Origin of the sequence: Flavobacterium sp. (assembly GCF_044371705.1) — a bacterium.
In the GTDB taxonomy this organism is placed as follows: domain Bacteria; phylum Bacteroidota; class Bacteroidia; order Flavobacteriales; family Flavobacteriaceae; genus Flavobacterium.
In genome coordinates this window covers 1-18,602 of sequence record NZ_JBILTE010000033.1, presented here as the reverse complement: position 1 = coordinate 18,602, position 18,602 = coordinate 1, and the positions used below count along the sequence as shown (strand labels likewise).

The following is an 18,602-nucleotide window of genomic DNA, read 5'->3' as shown; positions in this document are numbered from 1 at the left end:
GTTTGTATCTCAACAAAATTTCCAAAAAGCATTGGATGCAACGACAGGACAAGACAGTTTGTTTACTTTGGCTTTGAACGGAGCGGACGGTAAATTTGGTTTTGTGAAAATTGCAGATGAATATTCAGGCACTGATGCAGGAAATTTAGCTAATTACTACGCAGGAATATCCTATTTGAATATTGGAAAAAATACCGAAGCTATTGCTTATTTAGATAAATTCAAATCGAAAGATATCGTTTTGAATGCTTTGGCAAAGGGAGCAATTGGCGATGCATTTGCTCAAAAAAATCAATTGAAAGAAGCTTTGGATTACTATGAGCAAGCTGCAAATGCAAATGAAAATGAGTTAACAGCACCACGATTCTTATACAAAGCAGGTCAAACTGCTTATACTTTGGGTCAAAAGGAAGTAGCTCTGAAACACTTTACAGCTATCAAAGAAAAATATGAATCGGCTCCTGAAGCAAGAAATATTGACGGATTGATTGGTATGGTTCAATAAACACTATGGCAACAGAAAATAAAAATTTATCGCATTACGATAAAAGCACACTCCCAAACGTTGGTCAACTTTCGTTTGGGATTGTTGTTTCAGAGTGGAACGAAGCAGTTACTGAAGGATTGTTTAATGGAGCATTGGCAACATTACTAGATAATGACGTTTTACATGAAAATGTTATTCGTTGGAACGTTCCCGGAAGTTTTGAATTGATTTACGGCTGCAAAAAAATGATGGATACTTATCCAAATTTAGCCGGAATTATTGCAATTGGAAGCGTCATCCAAGGCGAAACCAAACATTTTGATTTTGTGTGCGATGGCGTAACCCAAGGAATCAAAGACTTGAATATTTTGGGTAAAATGCCTGTCATTTTTTGTGTACTAACCGATAATAATTTACAACACTCATTGGATAGGAGCGGCGGTAAACATGGAAATAAAGGCGTGGAAGCTGCTGTAGCGGCAATCAAAATGACTATTTACTAAATGTCTTTACCTATAAATATTTCTACATCAGTCTTGGTTTTTTTTGCTATTTTTTAAAAAAATAACATTTGTTTTGGCAGCCTTTGTGGTAATTTCCTTTAATTTACACAGATGAAGAAATCGGTATTCGCTTTTGCTTTTTTTCTGATAGCGTTCTGCAATTTCGGTCAAAATTTGCCGAATGATTGTGTGAATTATATTCAGGCATGCGACAATCAAAGTGTAGCTTACAATGTTTCGGGGTCTGGTATCCAAGAGATTGTTCCTCCTTCTTGCAGTAGTAATGAAAATAATTCCTTGTGGTTACGAGTGACTATCGATCAGCCGGGGACTTTAGGTTTTGATATAATTCCCGAGAGTACAAATATTTCTGAAGATTATGATTTTTGGGTGTTTGGTCCCAATGCAACTTGTTCCAATTTAGGAACGCCACTCCGTTGTTCAACTACCAATCCGCAAGCAGCAGGACAAGTTAATAATCACACGGGTTTAAATGCTACTTCAACTGATACAAACGAAGGTCCTGGTCCGGATGGCGATAGTTACGTGCAACAATTGACTGTTTCTGCGGGACAGAGTTATTTTATTGTAATTGATCGACCGATTGGGAATTCTCCGTTTACCTTAACGTGGACAGGTACGGCAACCATTGCCAATCCTTTTGCATCGTTCAATTTTCAAGATTTTAATCCGGTGAATTTATGCGATGCAGGAAATGATGGCGTCGAACCCTTTGATTTTTCTACATTAACGGCTGCTTATTTAAGCGGAACGAGCGGTCAGTTCACTATTTCTTATTTTAGTTCACTACAAAATGCATCTTTGAATTTAAATCCGTTGACGGGTTTGGTGAATGTAAATTCAGGAGTTTTTCATGCACGAATTTCAAATACTTTAACCACTTGTTTTATTGTGAAGAGTGTTGCTGTTTCCGTGCAGGAATTTCAAGTAAATGATGTGCAAAAAACTATTTGTGAAAATACTCCTTCCCAAGAAGTAATAGTCGATTTAAGCAGTTACGAAAGTGAAATTTATACAGGTAGTGAAGTAGTTGCGTTTAATTATTTTCCAACATTAGCCGATGCGTTAGCAATGACTAATGAACTAACTAATTGGCAAGCGGTGACTCTACCTGTGGGATCGCAGTCATTTTTCGTAAAGGCAATCCAAGGAGTTTGTGAAGATTTTTCCGAAATTCAAATCGCTGTGATTCAAAGACCACAGCTGAGTTCCAATGTTTCATTAAAACAATGTGATGATGATTTGGATGGTTTTAGTGCTTTTAACTTGACGGAAGCAAATACCTTACTTGCATCAAATTCAAACAATCTAACCTTTACCTATTTTCAGTCATTAGTCGATGCACAAGCAAATACAAATAGTATAGTTAATCCCGCTTCATTTGTCAATCAAAATCAAAGTTTAAGTACAATTTATGTAAGAGCGACCAATACAAACGATTGTTTTCAAATTGTTCCGCTTCATTTAGTTGTTTCCACTACTTTAATACCAATTAATTACATTGAAATGTTCACCGAATGCGACGATTTGCTTTCAGGTTCTAACACAGATGGAATTGCAACTTTTGATTTTAGTTCGTTTACCAGTACACTCTTAAGTACTTTTCCGCAAGGTCAGCAGTTGGTTGTAACGTATTATGAAACGCTTGAAGATGCTTTGGCAGAAAGCAATTCGATTCAAAATATAACTAATTACACCAATTCAGGTTCGCCTTTTTCGCAACCAATTTTTGTTCGAATTGATAGTCAATTAAATAATTCCTGCATCGGATTGGGACATCACATTACTTTGCAGACAGAAGCAATTCCAATTATAAATCCTTACGAAGTCAGAGGTTGTGACGACGATGGAGATGGTGTTTTTAATTTCGACACCTCTCAATTAGAAGCTAATTTTCTCAACGGTTTAACAAATGTCTCTTTGGAATATAGAGATCAAAATAATGTGCTTTTATCCAATCCATTGCCCAATCCATTTGTAACTGCTGGTGAAACGCTTCAAGTATTTATACAAAATACTACTTCTTCGGCCTGTCCCTATCAAACCACTATTACCTTTGTTGTAGATACAAAACCGCAAGCGAATGGAATTGATCCAAGTTTGACAACCATTTGTGACGATGAAATGGATCCATTGCTACAAGACGGGTTGTATGGTTTTACTACTTCCGGATTTGAAGCGACTATACTAGATGGACAGACCGGTGTTTTTGTAGAGTATTATGATGAAGATAATGTGCCGTTAACAAGTCCATTACCCAATCCATTTATAACTGCTTCGCAAACCATTACTGCAAAAGTTATCAATGCAAATAATCCCGATTGTTTTACTAGTGTTGCCATTCCATTCAAAGTTTTACCCACCCCAAAAATAGTTTTGCAAGGAGATGATCAGTATGTCTGTATCGATAATTTGAGTTACTTAATAACTTTGCAGGCTGGATTTGTCAATGAAATTTTTATTGCCGGTCATACCTATCAATGGTATTTGAATCAAACGCCAATTCCAAATGCTACAAGTTATTCTATTTTAATCAATCAATCGGGAACCTATACTGTTGAGGTGACTTCAATCGATGGATGCACCAAAACCCGAACAATTCAAGTACTTGATTCGCAAAAGGCAATTATTGACAATATAGTTGTAAATGATATGATTGATTTAAATTCCATAGTTGTAAATGTTTCCGGGTTAGGAAATTATATCTATAGTATTGACGGAATAAATTATCAGGAATCAAATATTTTCACAGACGTTGAGGCTGGGATTGTAACTATTTATGTGCAAGATTTATACAATTGCGGAATTGTAACAGCAGAAGTAAATGTGTTGAGTATTCCGAAATTTTTTACTCCCAATGCCGACAGCTACAATGATGTTTGGAATCTGAAAGGAGTAACTCGCGTTTACAACGTCAATTCCAAGATTTCGATTTTTGATCGGTATGGAAAATTGATTGATCAATTCGTACCCGTAAATGGCGGATGGGATGGCACCTACAACGGCAGGCCTTTGCCATCCGATGATTATTGGTATTTAATTCAATTGGAAGATGGCCGAACCGCCAAAGGTCATTTTACTTTAAAGAGGTAACTTTCTGAATTTTATCTGCGTTTCTTTTTTCTTTTTTAAGTTGAAATGTTCCTGAAATTGTTGCAATGTTAACAATTTTTATGATGGAAATATCGGCATTGTTTTTGAATTTAAGTACCTTTGAAAATCGATACTATTATGGGACTATTTAAAGCACGATCCAACAAAAAATTCAGTTATGCTCCACGTTATTACGAAAGTGATAAGGAAGGGAGTCCGTTCCACATTGAACAAAAGTTTGATAAATTTCGAAAAACCATAGGCAATGAAAAAAACCTAAAAGGTAAATTTATGGCAGCCATAGATGACTTTAGAAATTATTCAGACAAACAAACCTCACGAAGAATTCTCATTATCATTTCTATTTTACTATTTTTATTTCTTGTTATAATCGATTTTGATTTAACCATTTTTTATAGAAATTGATGTCGAATGTTATTCAATTACTTCCCGATCACGTAGCCAATCAAATTGCAGCTGGTGAAGTGGTGCAACGACCTGCGTCTGTTGTCAAAGAGCTATTGGAAAATGCTGTAGATGCCAAAGCAACCGATGTTAAGTTGATTGTAAAAGATGCAGGCAAGGCATTGGTTCAAGTAATTGATAATGGCGTAGGAATGGGAATTATCGATGCTCGTTTGTGTTTTGAACGACATGCAACTTCCAAAATTCGTCATGCAGAAGATTTGTTTGCCATTCATACCAAAGGTTTTAGAGGTGAAGCACTCGCCTCCATTGCTGCAATTGCACATGTGGAAATGAAAACCAAGCAAGATCAGCAAGAATTAGGAACACATATCATCATTGAAGGAAGTAGATTTATCTCACAAGAACCTGCGGTTTTACCAAAAGGCACATCCTTTGCAGTAAAGAACTTGTTTTATAATATTCCGGCTCGTCGTAATTTTCTAAAATCGGAAACGGTGGAACACCGTCATATTGTGGATGAATTCCAGCGGGTAGCAATGGCTCATCCTTTGGTTCATTTTACGATGATACACAATGGAAGTGAGTTATTTAACTTACCAGCTTCCAATTTGCGTCAGCGAATCGTTGGAATTTTTTCCGGTAAAACCAATGAAAAATTGGTTCCAATTAGCGAAGAAACCGAATTGGTTCGCATTCAAGGATTTGTATCGAAACCTGAATTTGCAAAAAAGAATAGGGGGGAACAATTTTTTTTCGTCAATAATCGATTTATTAAAAGCGGATATTTACATCATGCCATCATGTCGGCCTACGAAGGTTTACTGAAAGACGGCATGCAACCGGCTTATTTTATATATTTGGATGTACCACCAAATACCATAGATATAAATATACATCCCACAAAAACGGAAATTAAATTTGATGATGAACATGCTTTGTATGCTATACTCCGTGCGTCGGTGAAACATAGTTTGGGACAATTTAATGTGGCACCTGTGTTGGATTTTGACAGAGATCCAAATCTAGACACTCCGTATCAATACAAAGGGACAGATGCTGCATTTCCAACCATTCAAGTGGATTCCAAATTTAATCCGTTTGCAGAAGAACAACCGTCAAAATCATATAGAAGCACTAGTTTTTCAAATAAAGTTGATACTTCCACTTGGGAAAGTTTGTACGTAGGTTTGAAAAATGATTCACAAGAAGTTGAAACGATAGAATTTGAAGCGGACACAATCACGAGTTCATTATTTAACGACAATGAAATTGAAGAAGTCAATTCTTCTACCTACCAAATCCATCGAAAGTACATTGTAAGTCCTATCAAATCCGGGATGATGATTATTGATCAGCATCGGGCTCATCAGCGGATTCTCTACGAACAATACTTAACCAATATGACGGTTCATCACGCGGCAAGTCAGCAATTATTGTTCCCTTTAGAACTTTATTTCTCGGCGAATGAACGAGTTTTGCTAGTCGAATTGCAAGATACCCTTCATGCGATGGGATTTGTGTTTGACACCGTTCAAAATAATGCAGTGGTGGTTTCCGGAATTCCGGTGACTATCACAGAGAGTCAGGTTTCGGCAGTTTTGGAAGAATTGCTTCGTGATTTGCAGGACGGAATTCCCGAAAACAGTTACAGTCAGAATGACAGTGTAGCAAAATCGATGGCCAGGAGTTTGGCCGTTCGAACAGGTGCCTACTTAAATCAAAAGGAGCAGGAAAACATCGTCAATGGACTTTTTGCTTGCAAAGAACCGGATGTTTCTCCGTTTCAAAAGCCAACTTTTATTACGATTAATGTAGAAGATATAGATAAAAAATTCGCGATATGATGCAAATGACCGATACTGTTAAGCAGTTACTGATAATTAATATCATTTTTTATATTGGAGCTCATTTAACCGCTCCAATGTCTTATGATTTATTTGCCATGCATTTTCCTTTGAGTAATGATTTTCAATGGTGGCAACCGCTTACACATATGTTTATGCATGCTCAGATGCCCAATTTGATGCACATTGTCTTTAATATGTTTGGTTTGGTGATGTTTGGTTCTGCTTTAGAACATTTTTGGGGAAGTAAAAAGTTCATCTTTTTCTACATCTCTTGTGGTTTAGGAGCAGCTTTGATTCATACCGGAATGCAATATTATGAATTTCAAAAAATATTGGAATTAGCGGCTGATTTGCAATTGTCAAATGACACCATTAGACAAATAGTAAATGTCACATTTCAAGATGGAAATGTATATTCAGGCGAGAAATTTGCCGAAAATATTCAACCTATTTTAGAACCATTAGGTAAGTGGAATCAATTAAATGAAACAAATTTCAGAGCACTTTTTGACGCATCTATTATCGCTCAAAGCAGTGCCGTTGGTGCTTCCGGAGCATTGTATGGTATATTAGTAGCATTTGCCTTTATGTTTCCAAATGCTGAATTGATGCTACTATTTATTCCAATTCCCATCAAAGCAAAATATTTCGTACCTGTTTTAGTACTGGGTGATTTAATCATGGGAGTTACAGGTTCGTCAGTTTTCGGTGGTGGTGGAATTGCCCATTTTGCACACGTAGGAGGAGCCTTAACCGGATTTTTAATGATGTGGTATTGGAAGAAGAACCAGTTTAATAAGAATCGCTGGAATTAGTGAATCAGTGATTAGTAAAGAGAAATACGTAAATGAGTTTATTAAAAGATTTTAAACAACAGTATATTTTAGGTGGCGTAACTGAAAAGTTAATCTACTGGAATGTTATTTTGTTCGCTGTTCCTTGGATATTGACGGGAGTCTTAGCCTTGTTCGGAATCAAATTTGGCTTTGTGCAGTACATTAGTCTTTCATCAAACCCGGCCGATTTGTTGTGGAAACCGTGGACCATTATTTCGTATGCTTTTTTTCATGCAGGTTTCCTGCACATACTATTTAATCTGATTATTTTAAATTTTGTCAGTCGGTTATTTATGACCTATTTTACTCAAAAGCAATTGCTGAGTTTGTATTTACTTGGAGCTATTTTTGCAGGCTTTATATACATTGCCAGTTATTTAATTTTTCCTGCATTGATTCGACAAGAGGCTATTTTAATTGGAGCTTCAGGAGCTGTTATGGCAGTTTTGTTTGCTGTGGCCGCATTTAATCCTTACATGGAAATACGATTGCTTTTGATTGGAAGAGTAAAAATTTGGCACATCGCTTTGGTGTATTTGGTTATTGATTTAATTAGTTTGTCTTCGGCAAATGTAGGAGGTCATATTGCTCATTTAGGTGGAGCTTTGTTTGGATATTTGTTTAGCAGTCAAATCAAAAACGGAACAGATATTACCAAAACATTTTCCGCATTTATGGATTATGTAGTTAATTTTTTCTCTGGAACTAAAAAAACTACCTTTAAAAAGGTTCATAAAAATACCACTTACACCACCCCAAAACAAAACCCCAAAGACAAATCGCAACAACAGATTGATGCCATTTTAGATAAAATCAGCAAATCGGGTTACGATAGCTTAACCAAAGAAGAAAAAGAATTTTTATTTAAAGCAGGTAAAAATTAGAACCTAAATTCTATTGAATGAAAGACCTCAATTGGTTTAACAAGGTGATGTTTGGTTTGAATATAGTTTTGACTGTATTGACTTTTGTTGCTTATATATTACCTTTTTTGGCTCCAAAGATATTTCCGCTTCTATCGGTGCTAACGTTGTTTTTACCCTTGATGCTGATAATGAATTTATTGTTCTTTTTGTATTGGCTTTTGCAGTTGAAAAAGCAATTGTTTGTTTCGGGATTGGTCTTGTTATTAGGCATAACTTTTATTAACAAATATTACCGGGTATCTAAGACAGATCTTCCAAAAATGGATTCAGACTTTGTAGTCATGAGTTACAATGTACGCTTGTTTAATTTGTATGATTGGATTAACAATCCTAATTTAAATGAGGAGATATCGGGGTTTATCAAGGAACAAAACCCAGATATATTGTGTTTGCAGGAGTACTCCAACACTAACAAGGTAGATTTCAGAATGTATCCGCACAAGTACAAGTTTGTGGAAGGCAAGAATACAAAACTTGGTCAGGCAATTTTTTCAAAATACCCAATTGTCAATGAAGGCAAAATTGATTTCCCTAATTCAACCAATAATGCCGTGTATGTTGATTTGAAAAGAGGAAAAGACACTTTGCGTGTGTACAGTATTCATCTGCAATCGGTTAAAATCACGCCCGATGTCCATGAAATTGACGATAATATTAGTGACGGTGTTACGAAAGATCGATCAAAAAGAATGCTCAACCGATTGAGTATTGCGTTTAAAGAACAACAAAATCAGGCAGAAATTATTAAGAAACACAAGTCGGATTGCAAGTATCCCATCATTATTTGTGGGGATATGAATAATAGTGCTTTTTCGTTTGTGTACCGAAGCATCAAAGGTGATTTGAATGATACTTTTGAAGAAGCCGGTTCCGGATTTGGGAATACCTATTCGTTTCGACATTTTCCGGCACGAATAGATTATATTTTTACCGATAAAAAATTAGCGGTCAAAAGCCATCAAAATTTTATCGAATTTAAAAATTCTGACCATTATCCTCTTGTTGCCCGATTGTCTTTTGAAACGAAAGATTAGACATCTAATTGTTGATTTTTTAAATAATCTAAAGCATATCTACCCTCGTTGAAAAGTAAATCTAAAACGCTCAAATTGTTTAGAAATCCTGCTTTTTCTTCAAATACTTGTGTATACTCTTCAAATAAAGAAGCATCTTTTTTGCCGTTGGCTAAGGTGCGATAATCTCTGACACCATTCACTTCTTTAAAGTATTCCGTAGTGTGTAGGGTTTCAAATTTTACACCCAAACATTCTGAAACTAATGCAAAAGTTTGCAAGTTCAAATCCATCAAAAACTCATGTTTTTTTGTGAAGATTGGACGAATATCGTCTTCAAAGTACTCAAAAAAAGGCGAACTTCGATAAGCAGCTTCTAATGATTTGAAATGTTGTTTTTGCCAATTGAAATCGTTTTCAATTTTAACATCCTTTGTTTTTTGAAAACTGTTTTTGGAATGTTTGATTGGAATATTCAACAGTTGCACGCCATTTGGACTATATATGTACATCCGGTTTCTGTTGGTTTGTTTTTGGAAGTTGTCATCCAGTTCAAAGATGACTTGATCCGATTGAACCATCGCAACAAAATGACTGATAGAAGGGAAATAAGTTGGGTGAACTAAAACAGACATGTCAACTTATGCATTTGCTTTTTTCTTACGCTTACGGTAGAAATTATATCCAAAATAGCCCCCTAATATTATGACAAAGTAGATAAAATAGGAGGTTGGTTCACCACTACCACCAACGGTTGTAAACATACGTTCCCATCGAATTTTGTCAATAGCTTTGCCCCATGGAACATTTTGCTTTAAGCTCATCCAGATAAATACCGGTTTACCTACAACGTGGTCGGCAGGAACATAACCCCAGTAACGACTATCCTCTGAATTATGGCGGTTATCACCCATCATCCAAAAATAATCTTGTTTGAAGGTGTACGATGTTGCCACTTTTCCGTTTATTCTAATTTCATCACCATTCACCATTAAATCATTCTTTTCATATTCTTTGATAATCATCGAATAGAATGGAAGGCTTTCTTTGTTTAAAGCGACCGTTTTGCCCGCTTGTGGAATGTAAATCGGACCTAAATTATCGGCATTCCAGCTTGGTTTGGTGTGAGGAAATATTCTTAGATCACCTTCCTTTTCCTCAATTTTTATAACGTTTTTTACAATCGGATTGTTGCGTAAACGTTGGGCATTTTCCTCTGTTAACGCTTTGAAATAATACCTATTTGCAGTAATTTGACCTGCAGGATCAGTGATGTCCAATTCTCGGACTAAATATTCTTCACTAAGTTGTGAACCATCAGTATCGACATAGTAGGAATATTGTAATTTCTGGCGGTCATGTAAAGGTAATTTTGCTCCATTTACATAAACATCACCGTTTTTAATATATAAACTATCGCCGGCAACGGCTACACATCGTTTTACGTAATTTGATTTTTTGTCTAATGGTTTGTCAATCCTTCTGCCTGAAACATCTCTAAACTTGTAAACGGTATCCACAGGCCAATTGAAAACTACAATTTCATTTTTGTCTATTTTCTCAAAACCGGGAAAACGGAAAGAAGGCAATTGAGGAAAACTGAGATACGATTTCTTTTTAGTTAACGGAATCGAATCGTGAACCATTGGCAAACCAATAGCTGTGGTGGGTGTTCGTGCACCGTAATGAAACTTACTAACAAACAAAAAGTCGCCAACTAACAAAGATTTTTCTAACGATGAAGTCGGAATAGTAAATGGTTGCATCACATAGGTGTGCACCGTTGTTGCTACCACGATTGCAAATAAAATAGAACTTATAAAATCAGCGGTTGGGTTGGTTGGATGTGTTGAACGGTCTTTTATGTGCTTGACATCGAGAGCGTAATTCACATAGTAAATGTAAAGACCTAAAGTGCAAACACCTAAGATCGTGTCGATTGTTGAGTTTTTTCCAAAACTACGCAGTGTTTCCACCCAAATAACCGGAAACATAATTAAGTTTATGATTGGGATAAAAAGTAAAAATGTCCACCACCAAGGTCGGTTAATTATTTTCATTAAAATAATTGCATTGTAAACAGGAATTGCGGCTTCCCACGATTTTCTTCCTGCTTTTTCATACAGTTTCCAAGTGCCTACAAAGTGTATTATTTGAACAACTAAGAATAATACGAACCATTGATATAGTGTCATTTTATATGTGTTATTGGTTAAGGTTACAAAACAAAAATATAAATAATCTATGATTAGTTAGCAGTGTTTTGTTTTTGTTACCGATTTAACTTTTATTTATATTCTGAAATTAGTTTAAACCTAATACGTCTTTCATGTTAAAAACACCTGTTTTACCAATAATCCATTCGGCTGCGATAACTGCTCCAAAAGCAAATCCATCGCGGTTATGAGCGGTATGTTTAATTTCAATTGTGTCTACATCCGATGTATAAAAAATACTGTGTGTTCCCGGTACGTTTTCGGTGCGTTTTACATCAATATAAAGATCATCAGCTTTTGGATTTTCGATACTCCATTCGTTATACGCTGTATGGTTTATGATAGCGTTAGCCAATGAAATTGCTGTTCCGCTTGGTTTGTCTAATTTTTGTGTATGGTGAATTTCTTCCATCGAGGCTTTGTACTGATCGAATTTAGCCATCATTCTAGCTAAATAATCATTTAGTTCAAAGAACAAATTTACTCCTAAACTAAAATTTGAACCATAAATGAATGCTGCATTTTTTGATTCGCAAAGGGCTACCATTTTGTGGTATTCGGTTAACCAACCTGTGGTTCCGGAAATAATCGGAACGCCTGCATTGATGCAAGTAGTGATGTTGTCAACTGCGGCATGAGGGATACTGAAATCGATGGCTACATCGGCATTTTCCAGTCCGTCAAAAGAATCGCCACTCGATTTACGCAAGACAATTTCATGTCCGCGTTCCAAAGCAATTCGTTCAATTACTTTACCCATTTTTCCGTATCCTAAAAGTGCAATCTTCATCAGAAATTATAATTTAAAATCAGTCCCACATTGTAATTATTGTCAAAAAAATTCTGTTTTACATCCGGTTTCACGGATAATTTTTCATTGACATTAAACTGAATCAAATGTGCATCAACATTCGCATCAATAATATTTAAAGCATAAATTCCAAAAGTGATTAAAAGCGATAAATCTCTATTACGTTGATACGTTTTTTGTGCATTGATAATTACGTTATCTGAATAAATCCCTTCGTATTTATCATCGGTATAACCTTCGAGTCTACGCTTGTATATATCCCGAAATTCATGATATAATTGATTGTTTTCTGCATAAAAATACAAACTGGTGGCCAACGCTCCATAAACAATTGGAATCTTCCAGTATTTTTTATTGTAGGCTTGTCCGAGTCCCGGAAGAACAGCCGAATAAAAAGCTGCTTTTGAAGGTGCCAGTGGGTTTATTTTGTGTTTCGGAATAGAATCCATGTTAATGATAACCAATTCTTTAGGCTGCTCTTGAGCATAAACATGTGACAGATTTCCAAAGAAAAAGAACAAAAAAAGTATGATGCTAAATTTCTGCACTATCCTTTGATTAAATTTAAAATACGCTGAAAATCTGCTTCCGATTTAAACGGAATGGTTATTTTCCCTTGTCCGCTGGCATCAATTTTTACGTCAACTTTTGTGCCTAATTTGCTTGCAAGTTCTTTTTTATCAGTATCTAAAACAACAAATGAAATAGGTTTTGCGGTTTTGGAAGTTTTTGGTTTTAATCCGTCCTGATAATTTTTAACCAAGGTTTCTGTTTCACGAACAGAAAGATTTTGGCTGATAATTTTATGATAAATATCCGACTGAATGTCTTCATTTTCAATAGTAATCAAAGCTCTGCCGTGACCCATAGAAATAAAACCATCACGAATACCGGTCTGAATAATCGGATCCAATTTCAATAAACGCAAGTAATTGGCAATTGTTGATCGTTTTTTACCGACCCTATCACTCATTTGCTCTTGTGTTAATTGAATTTCGTCAATCAAACGTTGGTAAGATAAAGCAATTTCAATCGGGTCTAAGTCATGGCGTTGAATGTTTTCCACCAATGCCATTACTAAAGATTCATTATCATCTGCAATTCGTATATACGATGGAATGACTGCTAATCCTGCTAATTTTGCGGCACGAAGTCTACGTTCACCAGATATTAACTGGTATTTGTTGAATTCCAGTTTACGAACAGTAATGGGCTGAATTACACCTAATTCTTTGATGGAAGAAGCTAATTCCTTCAGGGTTTCTTCGTTAAAATTTGTTCTCGGCTGAAAAGGATTTATTTCAATAGCATCCAATTCAAGTTCAATGATATTTCCAACAACTTTATCGGCATTTTTATCATTTACAGATGAAATATCATTATTTGGATCTTTCAGCAGAGCTGATAATCCTCTTCCTAAGGCTTGTTTTTTACTGGCTTGTGTCATAGAATCCTAGCTGTTTTTTTTGATAATCTCTTCGGCTAAACTTAAATAATTGTTAGCTCCTTTGCTCGTAGCGTCAAAGTTGATGATGCTTTCTCCAAAACTAGGAGCTTCGCTTAATTTTACATTGCGTTGAATGATTGTTTTAAAAACCATATCGTTAAAATGCTTTTGAACTTCCTCAACTACTTGATTAGATAAGCGTAAACGTGAATCATACATCGTTAATAGCAAACCTTCGATATCTAAATCGGGGTTGTGCAATTTTTGAACGCTTTTGATGGTATTTAATAGTTTTCCTAGTCCTTCTAAGGCAAAGTACTCGCATTGTATAGGTATAAGAACACTATCAGCAGCTGTAAGAGCATTTAAGGTTAACAAACCTAGCGAAGGAGCACAATCAATTAAAATATAATCATAGTTGTCTTTGATGGTTTCCAATGCTTGTTTAAGCATGTATTCACGGTTTTCTTTGTCAACCAGCTCAATTTCAATGGCAACCAAGTCAATATGAGCAGGAATAACATCTACATTTGGTGCACTGCATTTCATCACGGCTTCTTCAGGTGCATTGCTATGTTCCAAAACCTGATAGGATCCAATTTCAACAGCATCCACATCGATTCCCAATCCTGAACTTGCGTTGGCCTGTGGATCGGCATCGATTAGCAGCACTTTCTTTTCTAAAACACCTAAAGACGCGGCTAAATTAACAGTGGTAGTGGTTTTACCAACACCTCCTTTTTGATTGGCAATAGCTATGATTTTACCCATGAATAGTTAAAAAATTTGAACGGTAAAATTACAATTATTTGTGGTTTTTTCAACTCTTATTTGTTAACAAACGTTAATTGTTTTATACACAAATGATTAATTGAGAATTCTATCTATTTTTGAAATACTACGTACTTTTCTTCGCTTTGATCATTGCTTCCAGCATGTCCCACATTTGTTCAGGAATTTGCTCTAACAAATTGAATTGACCGGCACCTTTGAGCCATTCGCCGCCATCTATTGTAATGACCTCGCCATTTACATACGCCGAAAAATCAGAAACTAGGTAAGCAGCCAAATTGGCTAATTCCTGATGGTCTCCCACACGATTTACAGGTACTTTTTTTGCCATATCAAACTTTTCGGCCAAGTCACCGGGTAATAATCGGTCCCAAGCTCCTTTGGTTGGAAAAGGTCCGGGAGCAATGGCGTTACTTCGAATGCCGTATTTTGCCCATTCAACCGCTAGACTTCTAGTCATTGCTAAAACACCTGCTTTTGCTGCGGCACTTGGCACTACATAAGCAGAACCGGTCCAAGCATACGTTGTAACAATATTTAAGATAACAGAACTTTCTTGTTTGCGGTCAATCCAATGCTTACCAAAAGCTAATGTGCAATTTTTGGAACCTTTTAGTACAATGTCTATAATCGTATCAAATGCATTGGCAGATAGTCTTTCGGTAGGTGAGATGAAGTTTCCTGCGGCGTTGTTTAGCAGTACATCAACTTTACCGAAATTTTTCAAAACGTCTGCCAGCATTGCTTCGACCTGGTCATAATGACGAACGTCGCATTGTAAAGGCAAACAAACACTTCCGGTTTCTTTTTCTAGTTCGGCGGCTGTGGTTTGTAGTTTTTCTAAATCTCTAGAGGTGATCGCTACTTTTGCTCCCAATTCCAAAAAATATTTGGTCATCGCTTTTCCAAGTCCGCTACCGCCACCGGTTACTACAATTACTTTGCCTTCCAAGGCATTATCGCGTAACATTTTTGCTGAAAAATTCATAGTTATAGTTGTTTTGTAAATATTTTTTTAATCCAAATTTTTAATAATGGGTCGAGGAACTCAATTTCTTTGTTGAAAATATCAATAATTTCTTTTTGAACTAAAGCTTCTTTTGAACGGTTAACGCTAGCAGAAGAACTTAAATTGTATTTTTTGATTGTTCTTTTACTGCTCAGTTCTTTTTCATCCATGGCAATCGCTTTTAATATGTTCAATTGTAAATTGGTCAGTGAGTCTGCTTCTTTGCTAAAAAAGAGTTCATACTGCAAGAGCAATTTGTTTAGTCCTTCGTCAATGTTTTCAATGGTGCATTTTTTATTTGTTTCTAGCCAAACAGCGTTTGCTAATTGTTGCACAAAATACGAATGATTTTCCACTTTTTGTGCCAAAATTCCGGCGATTTCTTTTGATATTTCTTTTTTGCTTTGTTTGAATTTTTCTTGAATATACGATTGCCAATGGGAATTGTCAATTTTTGATAAAAAGAGTATTTCACCAAATTTATAGAACGGCATTGATTTGTTTTCAAACAATTCAGTCATCATATGCCGTTTACTTCCGTATAAAATGTAAGTGCAGTTTTGATGCTTTTGCCATGCTGATCGAGCTTTTTTTTGAAAATCGAGCGGGTCATCAAAAAAGGAAAGGTTTTGAAACTCATCCAAACAAATCACTAGTTGGATGTTTTTAGTTTTTGAAATTATTTCGGGTAAGTCTAGAATTTCTTGAGGGTTTTTAGCGATACTTTCCCAGTCAAAAGACACTGAAAATTGTTCGTTTGGGTCTATTCCAAAACTAAATTTGGGAAGTATTTGCTTAAAAAACATTTTGGCATTTTCAATTCGCTCTTCCCATTTAGAAAAGGAAGCCTTTAATACTTCAGTTGCAAAATAATCGTAAAATTCGTGTTCGCTTCGAGTGTTGAATAAGTCGATAAAACAAAATCTAATCTCTTTGTTTTCTTTGCTTATATCTCTTGCGATTTTTGAAACTAGTGACGATTTTCCCCAACGCCTTGGAGAAATTAACGTAAGGTTAATTTTTGACTCAATGTTTTTCTTGATGTAATTAATTTCTTCGGTTCTGTTTACAAAGAAATCATCATCTATAATCTTTCCATATTTAAAAGGTAAATTCATGCAATCGCTTTTAATAGGACAAATATATTGATTTTTACTTAAGAAACAAAGTTGTAACTAACAAAGTTGTAACTAACAATTTTGTTTCATATGTTTTTTACTTTCAATAGACGTTCGGATGCTTTTACTAAAGTTCCATCATCCTTTGCAAAGCAAAACCGAATGCGTTTTAAATCGGTTTTGTGTGCATAGAAAACGGAGAGTGGAATACTTGCTACGCCAACTTCGGTGACCAATCTTTTGGTGAAATCGATATCATTTTCATGGGATATAGATTGATAGGAAACGGTTTGAAAGTAGGTACCTTGACAAGGTAATAGTTCAAAGGGTGTTTCTTTAACTAAGTTTTGAAAGAAATCTCTTTTTTGTCGGTACAATGACGCTACTTCTGAAACATCAAAAATCGAAAGGTATTCGTTGATGGAAGCTTGTGCCAAACTATTGACGCTAAAAACCAAATATTGATGCACTTTTTTGACTTCTTTCAGCAGATGTTCCGGTGCAATTAAGTAGCCAATTTTCCATCCGGTTAAGTGAAGTGTTTTTCCAAAAGACGAAACAATCAAACTTCGGTCTTTTAGTTTTTGACGCGTATTAACGGAAATGTGTTTGTTTTCAAAAGTGATGAATTCATATACTTCATCCGATAAAATCAATATATCGGGATAATTTTCAATGATTTTTTCCAATTGAATAAAGTCATGTTCTGTCCAAATTTTTCCCGAGGGATTGTGCGGATTGTTTAGAATAATCATCCTCGTTTTGTTAGTCATATGACATTCGATTGCCTCAAAATCGGGTGAATAATCATCTTTTAATGAAATTCGAATAGGTTTTGCGTTACTCAACAAAATCGGAGTTTCATAACAGTCATAGCTAGGGTCGAGAATAATCACTTCGTCTTGCGGTAGCACAAAAGCTTGAATGGCAGCAAAAATGGCTTCAGTTGCTCCGGCTGTAATTAGAATTTCAGTTGCAGGATTCACTTTTCGTTGATAATTATCCAATGTAAGTTGCCCAACTTTTTCCAACAATAAGGGCAGACCTGCCATCGGAGCATACTGATGGATGTCGGTTTTGGATAAGCGATTTACAATTTCCACCATTCGTTCGTCAATTGGGAAATTCGGGAAGCCTTGCGAAAGATTAATGGCTTGGTAATCCGAGGCCATTTTTGACATGATTGTAAAAATATTTAAAGATGAATTGGGGAGTTTTGACATCATATATTTACCATATAAGACAGATAAGCTTTAAGTCAAATCTTAAAATCTTATTAGCTTTAAGTTAGTATGTTTTCTTTACAAAATTTCGTTTCAAAAGTGAATAAACTGCTGAATCTATAAACTGTCCGTCCCAAAATACATCTTCCAAAAAATGAGCTTCTTTTACAAAACCGTTTTTTTCTAAAACTTTAGCAGAAGCATGATTTTTAGGTTCGATAATAGCTTCCACTGAATGAAAATTCAGTTGATTAAAGCCGTAATCCAATAACAACTGAATTGCTTCACTGGTTATTCCCTGGTTTTGATAGTCAGGGAGCAACATGTATCCAATTTCCGAACGGTAATTTTCCGGTTGAATGCGGTAATGACCAATAATACCAAGTAATTTTGGATTTCCTTTTAAAGTGATTGCCCAATTGATTCCTTCATTTTCCGCAATTTTTTTGGTAATCATTTCAATATGTGCCATAGCCTCCTCTGTTGAAGTGACTAGCGGACGAGGAATGAATTTCATCGTTTCCGGATTGCTTCTCAATTCAAAGACTTCTTTTATATCTTCACGCGTAACTTCTCGTAAAAGCAAACGATTGGATTCTAGAATTGGGAATGGGGTGAAGGAAAGGGTGAGCATTTTTTTTGATATTAAATGGAATAAAAAGTATAAAATAGGTTAGTAATTTAAACTACTTATCACCATAATGGCCCATAGCGGAAATGACTTCAACAGTTACAATATCTTCTTCAACGTTGTAGATAATTCGGTCTTTTTGGTTAATTCTTCTGGCCCAAAATCCCGTTAGTTCATATTTTAATTGTTCGGGTTTTCCG

General features: G+C 35.6%; 19 protein-coding genes. 8 read left to right on the top strand and 11 right to left on the bottom strand.

Translation table 11 applies throughout. From position 1 onward, the window contains the following. The 8 genes from ACIQ2S_RS03990 to ACIQ2S_RS03955 all read left to right on the top strand — a co-directional run. On the top strand, positions 1–505 hold a 505-nt coding region (locus ACIQ2S_RS03990), incomplete at its 5' end, for a tol-pal system YbgF family protein (RefSeq protein ID WP_396172980.1). A 5-nt stretch (positions 506–510) separates the two neighbouring features. Continuing rightward, on the top strand, positions 511–990 hold the full coding sequence (gene ribH, locus ACIQ2S_RS03985; RefSeq protein ID WP_396172977.1) for a 6,7-dimethyl-8-ribityllumazine synthase: 480 nt from the start codon (positions 511–513) through the stop codon (positions 988–990). A 111-nt stretch (positions 991–1,101) separates the two neighbouring features. Further along, positions 1,102–4,104, top strand: a complete 3,003-nt coding sequence (locus ACIQ2S_RS03980; protein WP_396172975.1) for a T9SS type B sorting domain-containing protein — start codon at positions 1,102–1,104, stop codon at positions 4,102–4,104. 138 nt (positions 4,105–4,242) lie between these two features. Continuing rightward, positions 4,243–4,530, top strand: a complete 288-nt coding sequence (locus ACIQ2S_RS03975; RefSeq protein WP_396172970.1) for a riboflavin synthase subunit beta — start codon at positions 4,243–4,245, stop codon at positions 4,528–4,530. Further along, positions 4,530–6,377 (top strand): DNA mismatch repair endonuclease MutL, encoded by a 1,848-nt coding sequence (mutL, locus tag ACIQ2S_RS03970; protein ID WP_396172966.1) that lies wholly within the window; start codon positions 4,530–4,532, stop codon positions 6,375–6,377. Before ACIQ2S_RS03975 ends, mutL begins: the two co-directional genes overlap by 1 nt. After that, entirely contained in the window at positions 6,374–7,195 is an 822-nt protein-coding gene (locus tag ACIQ2S_RS03965; RefSeq protein ID WP_396172962.1) for a rhomboid family intramembrane serine protease, read from the top strand. The genes mutL and ACIQ2S_RS03965 overlap by 4 nt, the downstream gene beginning before the upstream one ends. A gap of 32 nt (positions 7,196–7,227) precedes the next feature. Beyond that, positions 7,228–8,100 (top strand): rhomboid family intramembrane serine protease, encoded by an 873-nt coding sequence (locus ACIQ2S_RS03960; protein ID WP_396172958.1) that lies wholly within the window; start codon positions 7,228–7,230, stop codon positions 8,098–8,100. A gap of 17 nt (positions 8,101–8,117) precedes the next feature. After that, a complete protein-coding gene (locus ACIQ2S_RS03955) occupies positions 8,118–9,176 on the top strand; it encodes an endonuclease/exonuclease/phosphatase family protein (protein ID WP_396172955.1) in 1,059 nt (352 codons plus the stop codon). Here ACIQ2S_RS03955 and ACIQ2S_RS03950 read toward each other — a convergent pair. The 11 genes from ACIQ2S_RS03950 to ACIQ2S_RS03900 form a co-directional block, all read right to left on the bottom strand. Next, complete coding sequence (locus ACIQ2S_RS03950) at positions 9,173–9,790, bottom strand: WbqC family protein (protein ID WP_396172952.1); 618 nt, start codon at positions 9,788–9,790, stop codon at positions 9,173–9,175. The two genes, ACIQ2S_RS03955 and ACIQ2S_RS03950, sit on opposite strands and share 4 nt — an antisense overlap. A gap of 6 nt (positions 9,791–9,796) precedes the next feature. Next, entirely contained in the window at positions 9,797–11,350 is a 1,554-nt protein-coding gene (gene lepB / locus ACIQ2S_RS03945) for a signal peptidase I (RefSeq protein WP_396172949.1), read from the bottom strand. A 109-nt stretch (positions 11,351–11,459) separates the two neighbouring features. Beyond that, positions 11,460–12,161 carry a 4-hydroxy-tetrahydrodipicolinate reductase gene (gene dapB / locus ACIQ2S_RS03940; protein ID WP_396172945.1) on the bottom strand — a complete coding sequence of 234 codons (702 nt, stop codon included), beginning with the start codon at positions 12,159–12,161 and terminating at the stop codon, positions 11,460–11,462. Continuing rightward, positions 12,161–12,730 (bottom strand): DUF5683 domain-containing protein, encoded by a 570-nt coding sequence (locus tag ACIQ2S_RS03935; RefSeq protein ID WP_396172942.1) that lies wholly within the window; start codon positions 12,728–12,730, stop codon positions 12,161–12,163. Before ACIQ2S_RS03935 ends, dapB begins: the two co-directional genes overlap by 1 nt. Further along, on the bottom strand, positions 12,730–13,629 hold the full coding sequence (locus ACIQ2S_RS03930) for a ParB/RepB/Spo0J family partition protein (protein WP_396172939.1): 900 nt from the start codon (positions 13,627–13,629) through the stop codon (positions 12,730–12,732). Before ACIQ2S_RS03930 ends, ACIQ2S_RS03935 begins: the two co-directional genes overlap by 1 nt. Positions 13,630–13,635: 6 nt before the next feature. Next, a complete protein-coding gene (locus ACIQ2S_RS03925; RefSeq protein WP_396172935.1) occupies positions 13,636–14,400 on the bottom strand; it encodes a ParA family protein in 765 nt (254 codons plus the stop codon). A 127-nt stretch (positions 14,401–14,527) separates the two neighbouring features. Beyond that, positions 14,528–15,409, bottom strand: a complete 882-nt coding sequence (locus ACIQ2S_RS03920) for an SDR family oxidoreductase (protein WP_396172931.1) — start codon at positions 15,407–15,409, stop codon at positions 14,528–14,530. 2 nt (positions 15,410–15,411) lie between these two features. Then, complete coding sequence (locus tag ACIQ2S_RS03915) at positions 15,412–16,548, bottom strand: ATP-binding protein (protein WP_396172927.1); 1,137 nt, start codon at positions 16,546–16,548, stop codon at positions 15,412–15,414. A gap of 86 nt (positions 16,549–16,634) precedes the next feature. Further along, entirely contained in the window at positions 16,635–17,771 is a 1,137-nt protein-coding gene (locus ACIQ2S_RS03910) for a methionine aminotransferase (RefSeq protein WP_396172987.1), read from the bottom strand. Positions 17,772–17,835: 64 nt separating this feature from the next. After that, positions 17,836–18,405 (bottom strand): GNAT family N-acetyltransferase, encoded by a 570-nt coding sequence (locus tag ACIQ2S_RS03905; RefSeq protein ID WP_396172924.1) that lies wholly within the window; start codon positions 18,403–18,405, stop codon positions 17,836–17,838. Positions 18,406–18,457: 52 nt separating this feature from the next. Then, the coding region (locus tag ACIQ2S_RS03900) for a type II toxin-antitoxin system YoeB family toxin (protein ID WP_396172984.1) at positions 18,458–18,602 on the bottom strand (145 nt) is incomplete at its 5' end.

Bases quoted from the DNA above. Each gene is read 5' to 3' on its own strand.
- ACIQ2S_RS03955 (WP_396172955.1), top strand. From the start codon at position 8,118: ATGAAAGACCTCAATTGGTTTAACAAGGTGATGTTTGGTTTGAATATA.
- mutL (WP_396172966.1), top strand. From the start codon at position 4,530: ATGTCGAATGTTATTCAATTACTTCCCGATCACGTAGCCAATCAAATT.
- lepB (WP_396172949.1), bottom strand. From the start codon at position 11,350: ATGACACTATATCAATGGTTCGTATTATTCTTAGTTGTTCAAATAATA.
- ACIQ2S_RS03905 (WP_396172924.1), bottom strand. From the start codon at position 18,405: ATGCTCACCCTTTCCTTCACCCCATTCCCAATTCTAGAATCCAATCGT.
- ACIQ2S_RS03915 (WP_396172927.1), bottom strand. From the start codon at position 16,548: ATGAATTTACCTTTTAAATATGGAAAGATTATAGATGATGATTTCTTT.
- ribH (WP_396172977.1), top strand. From the start codon at position 511: ATGGCAACAGAAAATAAAAATTTATCGCATTACGATAAAAGCACACTC.
- ACIQ2S_RS03950 (WP_396172952.1), bottom strand. From the start codon at position 9,790: ATGTCTGTTTTAGTTCACCCAACTTATTTCCCTTCTATCAGTCATTTT.
- dapB (WP_396172945.1), bottom strand. From the start codon at position 12,161: ATGAAGATTGCACTTTTAGGATACGGAAAAATGGGTAAAGTAATTGAA.
- ACIQ2S_RS03965 (WP_396172962.1), top strand. From the start codon at position 6,374: ATGATGCAAATGACCGATACTGTTAAGCAGTTACTGATAATTAATATC.
- ACIQ2S_RS03925 (WP_396172935.1), bottom strand. From the start codon at position 14,400: ATGGGTAAAATCATAGCTATTGCCAATCAAAAAGGAGGTGTTGGTAAA.
- ACIQ2S_RS03920 (WP_396172931.1), bottom strand. From the start codon at position 15,409: ATGAATTTTTCAGCAAAAATGTTACGCGATAATGCCTTGGAAGGCAAA.
- ACIQ2S_RS03960 (WP_396172958.1), top strand. From the start codon at position 7,228: ATGAGTTTATTAAAAGATTTTAAACAACAGTATATTTTAGGTGGCGTA.
- ACIQ2S_RS03930 (WP_396172939.1), bottom strand. From the start codon at position 13,629: ATGACACAAGCCAGTAAAAAACAAGCCTTAGGAAGAGGATTATCAGCT.
- ACIQ2S_RS03975 (WP_396172970.1), top strand. From the start codon at position 4,243: ATGGGACTATTTAAAGCACGATCCAACAAAAAATTCAGTTATGCTCCA.
- ACIQ2S_RS03910 (WP_396172987.1), bottom strand. From the start codon at position 17,771: ATGTCAAAACTCCCCAATTCATCTTTAAATATTTTTACAATCATGTCA.
- ACIQ2S_RS03980 (WP_396172975.1), top strand. From the start codon at position 1,102: ATGAAGAAATCGGTATTCGCTTTTGCTTTTTTTCTGATAGCGTTCTGC.